This is a genomic window from Pseudomonas arsenicoxydans (assembly GCF_006438915.1).
GTDB classification, from domain to species: Bacteria; Pseudomonadota; Gammaproteobacteria; order Pseudomonadales; family Pseudomonadaceae; genus Aquipseudomonas; species Aquipseudomonas arsenicoxydans_A.
Genome location: NZ_RCZE01000007.1, coordinates 1 through 12,729, shown reverse-complemented (window position 1 = coordinate 12,729; position 12,729 = coordinate 1). Strand labels below are relative to the sequence as shown.

13 protein-coding genes are annotated in these 12,729 nt (G+C 58.1%); 10 read left to right on the top strand and 3 right to left on the bottom strand.

Annotation, left to right across the window (positions count from 1 at the left end):
* Positions 1 to 61 precede the first annotated feature (61 nt).
* Positions 62 to 1,156, top strand: a complete 1,095-nt coding sequence (gene apbC / locus EAH78_RS15795; RefSeq protein WP_140668340.1) for an iron-sulfur cluster carrier protein ApbC — start codon at positions 62 to 64, stop codon at positions 1,154 to 1,156.
* Between the two features lie 127 nt (positions 1,157 to 1,283).
* Here apbC and EAH78_RS15790 read toward each other — a convergent pair whose 3' ends face one another.
* On the bottom strand, positions 1,284 to 2,042 hold the full coding sequence (locus tag EAH78_RS15790; RefSeq protein ID WP_140668339.1) for an SDR family oxidoreductase: 759 nt from the start codon (positions 2,040 to 2,042) through the stop codon (positions 1,284 to 1,286).
* A 165-nt stretch (positions 2,043 to 2,207) separates the two neighbouring features.
* Between EAH78_RS15790 and EAH78_RS15785 the strand changes: the two genes are divergently transcribed.
* From EAH78_RS15785 to groL, 4 genes are all read left to right on the top strand, one after another.
* Positions 2,208 to 2,939 (top strand): HugZ family protein, encoded by a 732-nt coding sequence (locus EAH78_RS15785; RefSeq protein WP_140668338.1) that lies wholly within the window; start codon positions 2,208 to 2,210, stop codon positions 2,937 to 2,939.
* Positions 2,940 to 3,005: 66 nt separating this feature from the next.
* On the top strand, positions 3,006 to 3,482 hold the full coding sequence (locus EAH78_RS15780; RefSeq protein WP_140668337.1) for an FxsA family protein: 477 nt from the start codon (positions 3,006 to 3,008) through the stop codon (positions 3,480 to 3,482).
* Between the two features lie 246 nt (positions 3,483 to 3,728).
* Positions 3,729 to 4,022, top strand: a complete 294-nt coding sequence (locus tag EAH78_RS15775) for a co-chaperone GroES (protein WP_019827816.1) — start codon at positions 3,729 to 3,731, stop codon at positions 4,020 to 4,022.
* A gap of 49 nt (positions 4,023 to 4,071) precedes the next feature.
* Positions 4,072 to 5,712, top strand: coding sequence for a chaperonin GroEL (gene groL, locus EAH78_RS15770; RefSeq protein WP_140668336.1), 1,641 nt, complete (start codon positions 4,072 to 4,074; stop codon positions 5,710 to 5,712).
* Between the two features lie 189 nt (positions 5,713 to 5,901).
* On the opposite strand, the gene EAH78_RS15760 is transcribed toward groL, so the two are convergent.
* Together EAH78_RS15760 and EAH78_RS15755 are read right to left on the bottom strand one after the other, a co-directional pair.
* Entirely contained in the window at positions 5,902 to 6,645 is a 744-nt protein-coding gene (locus EAH78_RS15760) for a phosphatase PAP2 family protein (protein ID WP_140668334.1), read from the bottom strand.
* A 52-nt stretch (positions 6,646 to 6,697) separates the two neighbouring features.
* Positions 6,698 to 8,647, bottom strand: coding sequence for an LTA synthase family protein (locus EAH78_RS15755; protein WP_140668333.1), 1,950 nt, complete (start codon positions 8,645 to 8,647; stop codon positions 6,698 to 6,700).
* Positions 8,648 to 8,850: 203 nt separating this feature from the next.
* Between EAH78_RS15755 and colR the strand changes: the two genes are divergently transcribed.
* The 5 genes from colR to EAH78_RS15730 all read left to right on the top strand — a co-directional run bounded on the left by colR (position 8,851) and on the right by EAH78_RS15730 (position 12,585).
* The gene (gene colR / locus EAH78_RS15750) at positions 8,851 to 9,534 is read left to right on the top strand and encodes a two-component system response regulator ColR (RefSeq protein ID WP_007948597.1); all 684 of its coding nucleotides are present in this window, start codon (positions 8,851 to 8,853) and stop codon (positions 9,532 to 9,534) included.
* On the top strand, positions 9,524 to 10,807 hold the full coding sequence (locus tag EAH78_RS15745) for a sensor histidine kinase (protein WP_140668332.1): 1,284 nt from the start codon (positions 9,524 to 9,526) through the stop codon (positions 10,805 to 10,807). Before colR ends, EAH78_RS15745 begins: the two co-directional genes overlap by 11 nt.
* Before the next feature lie 161 nt (positions 10,808 to 10,968).
* A complete protein-coding gene (locus tag EAH78_RS15740; RefSeq protein ID WP_140668593.1) occupies positions 10,969 to 11,637 on the top strand; it encodes a class I SAM-dependent methyltransferase in 669 nt (222 codons plus the stop codon).
* A gap of 4 nt (positions 11,638 to 11,641) precedes the next feature.
* Positions 11,642 to 12,355: a lipopolysaccharide kinase InaA family protein gene (locus tag EAH78_RS15735; RefSeq protein ID WP_140668331.1), complete on the top strand. Its 714-nt coding sequence runs from the start codon at positions 11,642 to 11,644 to the stop codon at positions 12,353 to 12,355.
* Between the two features lie 2 nt (positions 12,356 to 12,357).
* Positions 12,358 to 12,585, top strand: a complete 228-nt coding sequence (locus EAH78_RS15730; RefSeq protein ID WP_140668330.1) for a hypothetical protein — start codon at positions 12,358 to 12,360, stop codon at positions 12,583 to 12,585.
* The last annotated feature ends 144 nt before the right edge of the window (positions 12,586 to 12,729 follow it).

Below are 12,729 nucleotides of genomic sequence, written 5' to 3'. Positions count from 1 at the left end.
CAAATGTATGTCCGGCGTAGGATACCCGCCTGATTTTCCAGTCTTGCTATCGGAGTTGCCCATGAGCGCCGTCAATCGCGCAGCGGTGGAAGCCGTCCTTCGCCAATACACCGACCCTTACCTGAACCAGGACCCGGTCAGCGCCGGATGCGTGCGTAACATCGACATCCAGGGCGATCGCGTCAGCGTCCAGCTGGAGTTGGGTTACGCCGCCGGTCTGTTCAAGAGCGGTTGGTCGCAGATGCTGCAAATGGCTATCGAAGGCCTGGACGGCGTGACGACGGCCCGTGTCGACATCACCAGCGTGATTGCCGCGCACAAGGCCCAGGCACAAATTCCGGGGCTGGCGAACGTGAAAAACGTGGTGGCCGTGGCATCCGGCAAGGGCGGCGTGGGCAAGTCCACCACCGCCGCGAACCTGGCGCTGGCGTTGGCCCGTGAAGGCGCCAAGGTCGGGATTCTCGACGCGGACATCTATGGTCCGAGCCAGGGCATTATGTTCGGCATCCCTGAAGGCACCCGACCAAAGGTCAAGGATCAGAAATGGTTCGTGCCGATCGAGTCCCATGGCGTCGAAGTGATGTCGATGGCATTCCTGACCGACGACAACACACCGATGGTCTGGCGTGGGCCGATGGTCTCCGGTGCGCTGCTGCAATTGGTGACCCAAACCGCGTGGGGCGACCTCGATTACCTGGTCATCGACATGCCGCCAGGCACCGGTGACATTCAGCTGACCCTGGCACAGAAAGTCCCGGTGGCCGGTGCCGTGATCGTCACCACCCCGCAAGACCTGGCGTTGCTGGATGCGCGCAAAGGCGTAGAGATGTTCCGCAAGGTCAACATCCCGGTGCTGGGCGTGGTGGAAAACATGGCCGTGCACATCTGCTCCAACTGCGGGCATGCGGAGCATCTGTTTGGGGAGGGCGGTGGGGTGAAGCTGGCCAATCAGTACGGGGTTGAAGTGCTGGCCTCGTTGCCGCTGGCAATGGCCATTCGTGAGCAGGCCGATGGCGGCAAGCCAACGGTGATCGCCGAGCCGGACAGCCCGATTGCGATGGTGTATCAGGAACTCGCTCGCCACGTCGGCGCGCGGATCGTGTTGCAGGAAGCGGCGTCGCCATCGATGCCGAACATCACCATCAGCGACGATTGATAATCTGAAATACAGTTAAATGTGGGAGCGGGCTTGCTCGCGAATGCGGTGTGTCATTCAACAGATAAGTTGACTGATCTTCCGCATTCGCGAGCAAGCCCGCTCCCACATTGGTTTTGCGGTGGGTTTATATCCGCAACCCGCCATCCATTTCCAGGATCCGGCCGGTGTAGTAGTCGTTCTCGAAAATGTACGCCGCCGAATGGGCGATCTCTTCCGGTTTGCCCATGCGCTTGAGCGGAATACCGGCCGTCATTTTCTCCAGCGCTTCAGGCTTCATGCCCAGCGTCATCTCGGTTTCGATAAAGCCCGGGGCAATGCCCGCCACGCGAATGCCGTAGCGCGCCAGTTCCTTGGCCCAGGTCACGGTCGCTGCCGCGACGCCTGCCTTGGCCGCCGAGTAGTTGGTCTGGCCAACGTTGCCGGCACGCGAAATCGAGGAGATATTGATGATCGCGCCGCTGTTGTTCAGCTCGACCATTTTTGCCGCGACTTCACGGGTGCACAGGAACACGCCGGTCAGGTTGACGTCGATAACCGCCTGCCACTGGGCCAGGCTCATCTTGGTCATTTCGCCGTCCTTGACCTTCAGCAACAGGCCGTCGCGCAGGATGCCGGCGTTGTTGATCAGGCCGTGGATCGCACCGAAATCTTCGGCGACCTGGGCGACCATGTGGGTCACTTGCTCTTCATTGGCGACGTTGCACAGGTAGCTGCGCGCCTCGACGCCCTTGACCCTGCACGCGGCGACGGCGTCGTCGAGCTTTTCCTGGTTCAGGTCCACCAGCGCCAGCTTCGCGCCTTTACCCGCGAAATACTCGGCCATCGAACGGCCTAAACCCTGGCAACCGCCAGTGATAATGATTACTTTGTCAGTGAGTTGCATTCGCATGCCCCAATAGCAGGTCAGAGTGGTTTCCTTCTAGAGGGCCTCTCGATCTGCGCCTGGTGTGGCCTGGCTGCACATGAGAACTGCCCCGATGGCGTACTGGATACTTATTCCCAGGCGCCTGTCCGTTTTTTCGACGGATTCTATATAAGGAGTCATAAATTGAGCGTTGAAGCGGCCAAGAATGCCCGAGAATTGCTTCTCAAGGAATACCGTGGAGTGCTTTCGACCCACTCCAAGTCGATGCCGGGTTACCCGTTTGGCTCGGTGGTTCCTTACTGCCTGGACGATCAGGGCCGGCCGCTGATCCTTATCAGCCGCATCGCCCAGCACACGCATAACCTGCTGAAAGACCCGAAATGCTCACTGTTCGTAGGCGAGCGAGAGGCCGACGACGTGCAAGCCGTTGGTCGCCTGACGTACCTCGCCGAGGCAGAAAAGCTCGAAGACGAGGCAGCCATTGAAGCGGCGGCCGATCGCTACTACCGTTACTTCCCGGATTCACAGAGTTATCACAAGGCCCACGATTTCGATTTCTGGGTACTCAAACCGGTGCGTCACCGCTACATCGGCGGCTTCGGTGCGATTCACTGGGTCGATCATCTGACGTTGGCCAACCCGTTTGCCGGCAAAGCCGAAGTGAGCATGGTCGAGCACATGAATGCCGATCACGCCAAAGCCATCGCGCACTACGTCGAACTGGCGGGCCTGCCGAAAACCGAACCGGCGCAGCTGGCCGGCATCGACACCGAAGGCATGCATTTGCGCATCGGTCAGGCGCTGTATTGGTTGCCGTTTCAAGCGCCTTGTAATACGCCGACACAAGTCCGGGAAGCCTTGGTTTTCCTGGCTCACGCCGAGCATTGGCCCAAAAAAGAAGTCGCCGACGCTTGAATTCACGAAAGGGCGACGTCATCTAAGGCTTACTGGCAAGGCATTCTTGCGTTGAGGAACCATTTGATGCGCCCTTTTTTATTGCTCTTTGTACTGTTCCCGGTGTTGGAGCTATTCGTATTCGTCAAAGTCAGTGGGGCAATCGGGTTTTTCCCGGCCCTGCTACTGATCATTCTCGGCTCGATGCTCGGCGTGTTCGTGTTGCGCATCGCCGGTCTGGCCACTGCACTGCGTGCCCGAGAAAGCCTGAATCGTGGCGAGCTGCCGGCCCAGACCATGCTGGAAGGCTTGATGCTGGCCCTGGCGGGTGGTCTATTGATCCTGCCGGGCTTCGTGACTGATGTGCTGGGCCTGATCATGCTGCTGCCGATCTCCCGTCGACTGCTGGCCAACAAAATGCGTCAGCGCGCCGAAGAGGCCGCGATCCGTCAGCGCGCATTCGCCGACAACCTGCAGCCGCGTGGCGGTCCTGCTCCACGCGAGCCGCTGGGCCGTGAGCCCAATGTGATCGAAGGCGAGTTCGAACACCGCGACACCCAGTAAAACGTTTCACCTGCACGGCACCTTCGGGTGCCGTGTCTGTTTCGGGTCATCGTTGTAAAAAATTTCGATCCCCGCCCTTGTAATAAGCTTATGCGCCCTTATGTAACGGTCACCGCAAGGTTTCTGGCGATCACGCCAGACAGACTTCCGCGTCTCGCTTGTCGAGCCGCACCCGGCTCCGCCGGATTTGTTAAACCCGCCGGGAATACACCGGCCGATGAAAACCACAATTAGGAGAGATCGACAATGAAGCTTCGTCCTCTGCATGACCGCGTCGTCATCCGTCGCAGCGAAGAAGAAAAGAAAACCGCTGGCGGTATCGTCCTGCCAGGTTCGGCTGCTGAAAAAGCCAACAGCGGCGAGATTCTCGCTGTCGGTACCGGCCGCGTGCTGGACAACGGTGAAGTGCGTGCACTGGCCGTTAAAGTGGGTGACAAGGTTGTGTTCGGCCCGTACTCCGGCAGCAACACCGTGAAAGTTGACGGCGAAGACCTGCTGGTAATGGCTGAGAACGAGATTCTCGCTGTTATCGAAGGCTGATTCCCCGCTCATTTTCCCGCTACTACAAAGTATTTAAGGAATATCGATCATGGCTGCTAAAGAAGTTAAATTCGGCGATTCCGCCCGCAAGAAAATGCTCGCCGGTGTGAACGTCCTGGCTGACGCAGTAAAAGCGACCCTGGGCCCTAAAGGCCGTAACGTGATCATCGAGAAGAGCTTCGGCGCTCCGACCATCACCAAGGACGGCGTTTCCGTTGCCAAAGAAATCGAGCTGAAAGATCGCTTCGAAAACATGGGCGCGCAGCTGGTCAAAGACGTTGCCTCCCGTGCCAACGATGACGCAGGCGACGGCACCACCACCGCTACCGTTCTGGCTCAATCGATCGTCAACGAAGGCCTGAAAGCCGTCGCTGCCGGCATGAACCCGATGGACCTGAAGCGCGGCATCGACAAAGCGACCATCGCTATCGTCAAAGAGCTCAAAGCCCTGTCCAAGCCTTGCGCTGACACCAAGGCAATCGCTCAGGTCGGCACCATTTCGGCCAACTCCGACAGCTCCATCGGCGACATCATTGCCGAAGCCATGGAAAAAGTCGGTAAAGAAGGCGTGATCACCGTTGAAGAAGGCTCGGGCCTGGAAAACGAACTGTCGGTTGTTGAAGGCATGCAGTTCGACCGTGGTTACCTGTCCCCGTACTTCGTCAACAAGCCAGAGACCATGACTGCCGAGCTGGACGGTCCGCTGATCCTGCTGGTCGACAAAAAGATCTCCAACATCCGCGAAATGTTGCCAGTACTGGAAGCCGTTGCCAAAGCCGGCCGTCCACTGCTGATCGTGGCCGAAGACGTTGAAGGCGAAGCCTTGGCGACTCTGGTTGTGAACAACATGCGTGGCATCGTTAAAGTCGCAGCCGTCAAGGCTCCAGGCTTCGGCGACCGTCGCAAGGCCATGCTGCAGGACATCGCTGTCCTGACCGGCGGTACCGTAATCTCCGAAGAGATCGGTCTGAGCCTGGAAAGCACTACCCTGGAACACCTGGGTAATGCCAAGCGCGTGATCCTGTCCAAAGAAAACACCACCGTGATCGACGGCGCCGGCGTTGAGGCTGACATCCAGGCTCGCGTTCTGCAGATCCGTCAGCAAGTGGCTGACACTTCGTCCGACTACGACCGTGAAAAACTGCAAGAGCGTCTGGCCAAACTGTCCGGCGGCGTTGCAGTGATCAAGGTTGGCGCTGGTTCCGAAGTTGAAATGAAAGAGAAGAAAGCCCGCGTTGAAGACGCCCTGCACGCTACCCGTGCAGCCGTTGAAGAAGGCGTGGTACCTGGCGGCGGCGTGGCACTGGTTCGCGCTCTGCAGGCGATCTCCGAACTGAAAGGCGACAACGCTGATCAGGACGTTGGTATCCAGTTGCTGCGTCGCGCTGTTGAAGCGCCACTGCGCCAGATCGTTGCCAACTCCGGTGACGAGCCAAGCGTAGTGGTCGACAAGGTCAAGCAGGGTTCGGGTAACTACGGTTACAACGCTGCTACCGGCGAATACGGCGACATGATCGAAATGGGTATCCTCGACCCGGCTAAAGTGACTCGTTCGGCTCTGCAGGCAGCGGCTTCCATCGCCAGCCTGATGATCACGACCGAAGCCATGATCGCCGAGATCAAGGACGACGCTCCAGCTGGCGGCATGCCAGACATGGGCGGTATGGGCGGTATGGGCGGCATGATGTAAGCCAGCCTTACCCCTGTATAAAAAAACCCCGCCTGCGAAAGCAGGCGGGGTTTTTTATTGCCCAAAATCTGAAGTTACACCGGACCCTGGGAGCGGGCTTGCTCGCGAATGCGGTGTAACAGGCAACATATTCGTTGGATGTTACACCGCATTCGCGAGCAAGCCCGCTCCCACATTTTGATCTGTGTTTCAGGCGTTGACTGCTTTCACTTTGGCCACCGATTCAACCTTGGAAGCCGGCCGGTATAGAACGTAGTAATACGATCCCAGGCAAATCAGCCAGCAGAAAACCGCCGTCCACACGTTGTGCGAAAAGAAGTGCGCGCCTTGCATCATCCGGCCAATCGAGAACACCGAACCCAGGGTGAAGGCGAAGATAAACGCCGCACGCGCCATGCGCGGACGACGGTCACGCAACACAAAGAACAGGGCAAACAGTGTGAAACCGGTGGCGGCATGGCCACCCGGCCAGCAACGGCCAGGTTTTTCCGTGTGCGGGCGAGGGCTCAGCAGTTCGCTGTAGGTCTCGTGACCGCCGAACTGCTCAAGGCTCCATGGGCATTGCACCGCCGTCACTGCCTTCATCGGGGTCACAAAGGAGGTTGCCAGTGCCAGCGACAGCACCAGACAGCCCAATTCCCGCTTGAACGGCTTGAACTTGTCCACGAAAAAGCAGGCAATAAAACCGATGATCGAAAACACGGAAAAGGCGATGACCACCTGCTTGGCTCGCTCATGCAGGATGTCTTCCAGGAAGTAACTGTGGCGTCCGATGAAATCCCCCGCCACTGGATCGTAGAACAGCTTGGCAAGGTCCATGTCCAGGGACGTCAGTTCGAGCAGCACCAGAACGATCGCCGCGACGGCGGGAATACCCAGGCACACCCACAAATTGAGCGGGCGCGAGGCAGGACGGACAACGGTAGATGACATGGTGGATCCTGAACAAAAGAAAACCCCGGGGCATCAGCCCGGGGCGATTCGGTTAACGTTCGCCAACTTGGCCGGCACCCTCCTTGGGTGCCTTCCAGCCAAGCAGCTGTTGCTTGAAGCCATAACTGGCCGATTGGTAATACGTAATCGCACGGGTGATCAATGGATCATTGGCGGTGGCACGGGACTCGCGACTTTCTGTCAGCGCGTCATCATGCCGGCGCAACCCTTGGCGCGGGCTTAGGATCGCCAGATCCTTGCCGTCAAACAACCCCAGGTGTTGATAATTGCCAACCACCACGCGCGGCGGCAGCGGATTGTCCTGCAACAGGTTGCGACCAAAGAAGGTCGATTCGTAATCCAGATTCAGCAAGCCCAGCAATGTGGGGGCGAGGTCGATCTGGCTGGCCAGTTGTGCGGTCTCACGGGCCGGGATCAACTTCGGTGCATAAATGAACAGCGGAATCTGGTAGTTGGTGATCGGCAAATCTTCTTTACCGGCGCTGCCCGCAGTGTGGTCAGCGACGAAGACGAAGATTGTATTGTCAAACCACGGCTTTTTGCGCGCCTGATCGAGGAACTGACCAATGGCATAGTCGGTGTACTTCACGGCGCCGTCACGGCCGTTACCGGATTTGATGTCGATCCGGTTGTCCGGGTAGGTGTAAGGGCGGTGGTTGGACGTCGTCATCAGTTGCAGCAGGAACGGCTGTTGCTTCGCATAATCGGCGTCAGCCAGTTTCAGCGTTTGCGTATACAGGTCCTCGTCGGCCATGCCCCAGGCATTCTTGAAGTGAATCTCGGCTTCATCGACGCTGCTCTGGTCGACCACGCGGTAACCGTTGCCGCCGAAGAACGCGTTCATGTTGTCGAAGTAACCGCGACCGCCGTAAACGAACACGCTGTCGTAACCCACGGCCTTTAGCTGTTGGCCGAGGCTGGCAAAACCGCTCTCACGGCCTATGCGCTTGACGATCGAGCGCCCCGGCGTTGGCGGGATGGCCAGTGTGATGGCTTCCAGGCCGCGATCCGTACGGGTGCCGGTGGCGTAGAAATTGTTGAAGTACAGGCTCTGTTTGCGCAGGGCATCGAGGTTGGGCGTCAGGTTACGCTGGTCACCATTGCTGCCCATGTACTTGGCACTGAAGCTTTCGATGGTCACCAGCACGATGTTGGGTTTGCGCAGGGTGCCGGGGTTATCGATGTCCCGACGGATGTCTTGCGGGTCCTTACCGACAAAACGTGCATTGGGTTCGCTGAGTTCGGCCCGAATCTGCTGTGCGACAACGTCGGCCGGCAGCGTGCTGTAGAACTGCGGGTAATCCAGATCGTTGTTGCGAAACGCTGCGAAAAACTGGTACGGGCCATTGCTCGCCAATTCATTCTGGTAGGCGTTACCGCCTTGTGCGCGAGGTGAATCCTGGCTGAGCAGTTGCAGGCTCAAACCGGCCACGATCAGTAAGCCCAAAGCATTCAGCAGACGCCCGCGCAATGGCGGCAAAGGGGCGTTCATCGCGGCATTGAAGGGCTTGCGCAATGCGAAGCTCAGGCCGACCGCCAGGACCGCGAGCAGGCTCAACAATTTGCCGATCGGATAGGACTCGAGCAGGTTGTTCAGTACTTCATCGGAATACACCAGGTAGTCAACGGCGATGAAATTGAAGCGCACGCCAAATTCATCCCAGAACAACCATTCGGCCACGGCGGTGAACAACATGGCGAACAGGCTGACCGTCAGCAGGCCCTGAAGCAACCAGCGATGACCACGCAGGCGCCACAACGCTGGCGGACATAACAGCAAGTACAGGCCCATGGGCAATGCTGCATAGGCAATAAAGCCCAGGTCATACAGCAAGCCGATGCCAAACACGGACAGGAAACCGCTGCCGGTCTCGTCCAGGTGAGTGAGTAGCAGAACCGTTCGGGTCAGGAAGAAAATCGCCAGCCAGGCGCCGGTAACCAGCAGGAGGAAGCGCATTGGCGCCGTCTTGAAGAAATCCATTGTGTAACCTTCCTTATTATCAATCGCGTGGGATTCTCGCCTGGATGCTGTTGCCAGGGTGTGAATCGACAGTGAAAAAGGTGTTAACCCTACCATTTGGTTGAACGAATTGATTCTACGACGCGAAACCCTAGTCCTGAGCCACACTTGGCCTTAAGCTGCGCGGGCCAAGACGGCCGTTACTGTGTTACAGAGGTGTGCCCATGCGAATTCTATTGGTTGAAGACAACCGCGATATCCTGGCCAATCTGGCTGATTACCTGGGCCTCAAAGGCTACACCGTGGATTGCGCACAAGACGGTTTGTCCGGCCTGCACCTGGCAGCCACCGAGCATTATGACTTGATCGTGCTTGATATCATGCTGCCCGGCATTGACGGCTACACCTTATGCAAACGCCTGCGCGAAGACGCCCGCCGCGACACGCCGGTGATCATGCTCACCGCCCGCGATCAACTCGACGACCGGTTGCAGGGCTTCAAGTCCGGCGCCGACGACTACCTGATCAAACCGTTTGCGCTGTCTGAGCTGGCCGCGCGGATCGAGGCGGTGATGCGTCGCACCCAAGGTGGCGGTCGTCGCACGTTGCAGGTCGGCGATCTGGCCTACGACCTCGACACCCTGGAAGTGACCCGCGAAGGGCGACTGCTGAAACTCAACCCGGTGGGCCTGAAATTGCTGGCCGTGTTGATGCAGAAAAGCCCGCACGTGCTGCGTCGGGAAATTCTCGAAGAAGCGCTGTGGGGTGATGACTGCCCGGACAGCGACAGCCTGCGCAGCCACGTCCATCAATTGCGTCAGGTGATCGACAAGCCCTTCGCCAAACCATTGCTGCAAACCGTACACGGTGTGGGTTATCGCTTGGCCGAGGGCCGTGATGGAGTTTAAGCAAAGCCTTGCTCAACGGATCATCATCGCCTTTGCGCTGATGAGCGCATTGGTGGCCGGCGCCTTTGCCATGGGCATTATCGCGACCGTGCACGTGGTGGAAGAAAAGCTGATTTCGTCCGGACTGGGTGGCGATCTGCAGCGACTGTTGCTGATGGACAGTATGTCGGACTGGAGCCACCGCCCCGAGCCGGATCAACTGTTCTACTTCAGCGGCGGGGCAGGGGATTTCGAACTGCCCAAGGATTTGCGTAACCTCGATTCGGGTTTTCACGAGGTTTTCCGCGATCAGCTGTCGTATCACGCCATGGTCGAAATCGTCGACGGCCGGCGTTACGTGCTGCTTCAGGACCAAAGCGATTTCGAAGAACGTGAGCGGGTGCTGTTTGCCGTGGTGCTGGTCGGCTTCGTCCTGAGCCTGGCGCTGGCGGTTTTTCTCGGCTGGGTCCTGGCGCGTAAAGTCATGGCGCCCGTGGTACGACTGGCCCGCCAGGTGCGTCATCGCGATCAATTGTTGGGACTGGCGCCGCCTCTGGCGCCGGATTATGCCGCTGACGAAGTGGGCGAACTGGCCGTAGCTTTCGACGCCACCCTGGGGCGTTTGCGCCAGGCGCTGACCCGCGAGCGGTTGTTTACCAGTGACGTCAGCCACGAACTGCGTACGCCCCTGATGGTGTTGGCCAGTTCCTGTGAGCTGCTGCTGGAAAACCCCGGGATCGATCAGCGCGGCCGCGCCCAGGTCGAGCGCATTGCCCGTGCCTGTGAAGAGATGCGTGAACTCGTACAAACCTTTCTGATGCTGGCCCGCGCACAACGTGAAGACGCCAGCATGTCGCCGCAGCAAAACCTGAAACAGGTTGCTGGCGGGTTGCTCACGCTGTGGCGAGAGCCCATTGAAACCAAGGGGCTGAAGCTGATTTTCGAAGCGGGTCCTCCGCCAACAACCCGTTACAACGCAACGCTCCTGCATGCGGTGATGGGCAACCTGTTGCGCAACGCGCTGCATTACACCGAACACGGTTTCATTCGCCTGACACTCTCAGCCACGGGGTTTGTGGTCGAGGACAGCGGGGTGGGCATTCCCGAAGAAAAACGCGAGGCGATGTTCGAGCCTTTCGTGCGGGGTTCGGAAAAACGTGGCGAGGGTCTGGGTCTGGGGCTGTCGCTGGTGCAGCGGATTTGTGAGAACCAGGGCTGGACCGTCAGCCTGACGACCATGGAGCCCAATGGCTGTCGATTTCAGGTCGAGTTACAGGCGTCGGATGCTAATTGATTGCCAGGTTGCGTTGGGATGGCCCTCAGCTATTGTTGATATCCTGTAAAACCTTGAAATAGTTCAGGGTTTCCATCAACGAAATTTTCACAATTGAATGACCTGACTCCGACACTAAACTACCTAAGGTTGGTGGCATCAGCATTTCAGGAGACCTGATGATGGACGGCCCGATCAAACTCGACTTTTCCGAAAAATACGACGATCAACACGCTAAACGCTACCTGCAAAAGCATCAGGATGGCCTCGGTCGCAAGCTGTCCCACTGGCGCGACGTTCAGCTGGGGCGCAAGGCGCTGACGCTGGCCGGCGATCCTGGACTGGTGCTCGACCTGCCATGCGGTGCCGGGCGTTTCTGGCCAATGCTGGCGGAGAAGGCCAACCGCGCGATCATCGGCGCCGACAACTCTGAATCGATGGTGAAGATAGCTTGCCAGGCGCAGCCCGCTGACGTGGTAAAACGGGTACAACCCTTGCACACTTCTGCGTTCGACATCGCCTTGCCTGATAACGCCGTCGATAGCATTTTCTGTATGCGTTTGTTGCACCACATCGGTGAAGCCGAGCATCGAATGGCGATTCTGCGCGAATTCGAGCGTGTCAGCCGTGACAGCGTGATCATTTCGTTGTGGGTGGACGGCAACTTCAAGGCTTGGAAACGCAAGCGTTCAGAAGCGCGGCGTGGGCAGGAAGGTTACCAAAACCGCTTTGTGTTACCGGCCGCAACGGTAGAAAAAGAATTCGAGCAAGCGGGTTTCCGCATCCAGGAAAAACTGGACTTTATACCGCTCTACGCCATGTGGCGCGTTTACGTATTACGCAAGAGGTAACAGGATGGCAGTGCAATGTGCAGCAGAAACGGAAGTCGCTCCCAAGGACCGCTTCGACTATTTCTGGAATCAGCGCGGTGAATGGGTTGAAGAACCCAACGTTCGCCGTGGCGGGGAAAGTGGCGTGCAGCGCGTCATGGGCAGCGATGGACAATTGCTCTATGCCAAGCGCCAGACCGGCCATATCTATCGCAGCTGGCTGCACCCGTTTGGCCGTCCGACCGTGTTGCGCGAGCAAGACGCGCTGATCGGCCTGCGCAAGCTCGATGTGCGTGTTCCTGAAATCGTTTTCTGCGGCGCACAGCGCGACCCTGTGCACAAATGGCGCGCATTGCTGGTGACCAAGTCGCTGGATGGCTTCGAGGAAATCGAACACTGGTACGCCGGTGGTGGTCGCGAGCGTCATGGCGAGGCGGTGAATGATCGCGTGTTAAAGGATCTGGCCGAGAACCTCGCCCGCATGCACAAGGGCCGTTGGCAGCACAGCTGCCTCTATATCAAGCACGTGTTTTTGCGGGTGACCGGCGAAGGTGAATCGGCCAAAGTCGAAATCGCCTTGATCGATCTGGAGAAGTGCCGACAGCGTATGACCGCTCATCAAGCGGCCGCTCATGACCTGAAGCAACTGCGTCGCCATTCGTCATTCAGCGATGCAGACTGGAAAAAACTCGTCTACTTTTATGAGACGGCGTTTGGCAGCGCTATCAAAGGTTTATAGCGATGAAACTAGAAATTGCACGAGGTTTGTTTTTAGTAGGAGCCTTGGCAGTTGCTTCATTGGCGGTGGCTGCCTGGGAGCAGCCACGCACGCAGGTCCTGAGTTCAGTGAGCAGCGATGCTCACTGTCCATTACCACGCGCAATCAAGGCCTCGACGGCGGCGCAACCTGACCATGATTTGTTATTGCTCATGTTCGGACTTGCCCAGGGAATGAGGCCGCAAAGTTGACCAGATTGAAACCAAAATAAAAGGCCTCGCATGTGCGAGGCCTTTTTTTTTCTCCCATTTTCAGTCCATGACACTGATCAAATGTGGGAGCGGGCTTGCTCGCGAAGGCGGTGTGACAGTCAACATCTCTGCTGAATGTTAAAC

Bases quoted from the DNA above. Each gene is read 5' to 3' on its own strand.
- groL (WP_140668336.1), top strand. From the start codon at position 4,072: ATGGCTGCTAAAGAAGTTAAATTCGGCGATTCCGCCCGCAAGAAAATG.
- EAH78_RS15760 (WP_140668334.1), bottom strand. From the start codon at position 6,645: ATGTCATCTACCGTTGTCCGTCCTGCCTCGCGCCCGCTCAATTTGTGG.
- EAH78_RS15730 (WP_140668330.1), top strand. From the start codon at position 12,358: ATGAAACTAGAAATTGCACGAGGTTTGTTTTTAGTAGGAGCCTTGGCA.
- EAH78_RS15735 (WP_140668331.1), top strand. From the start codon at position 11,642: ATGGCAGTGCAATGTGCAGCAGAAACGGAAGTCGCTCCCAAGGACCGC.
- EAH78_RS15775 (WP_019827816.1), top strand. From the start codon at position 3,729: ATGAAGCTTCGTCCTCTGCATGACCGCGTCGTCATCCGTCGCAGCGAA.
- apbC (WP_140668340.1), top strand. From the start codon at position 62: ATGAGCGCCGTCAATCGCGCAGCGGTGGAAGCCGTCCTTCGCCAATAC.
- EAH78_RS15755 (WP_140668333.1), bottom strand. From the start codon at position 8,647: ATGGATTTCTTCAAGACGGCGCCAATGCGCTTCCTCCTGCTGGTTACC.
- EAH78_RS15745 (WP_140668332.1), top strand. From the start codon at position 9,524: ATGGAGTTTAAGCAAAGCCTTGCTCAACGGATCATCATCGCCTTTGCG.
- colR (WP_007948597.1), top strand. From the start codon at position 8,851: ATGCGAATTCTATTGGTTGAAGACAACCGCGATATCCTGGCCAATCTG.
- EAH78_RS15780 (WP_140668337.1), top strand. From the start codon at position 3,006: ATGCGCCCTTTTTTATTGCTCTTTGTACTGTTCCCGGTGTTGGAGCTA.
- EAH78_RS15740 (WP_140668593.1), top strand. From the start codon at position 10,969: ATGGACGGCCCGATCAAACTCGACTTTTCCGAAAAATACGACGATCAA.
- EAH78_RS15790 (WP_140668339.1), bottom strand. From the start codon at position 2,042: ATGCAACTCACTGACAAAGTAATCATTATCACTGGCGGTTGCCAGGGT.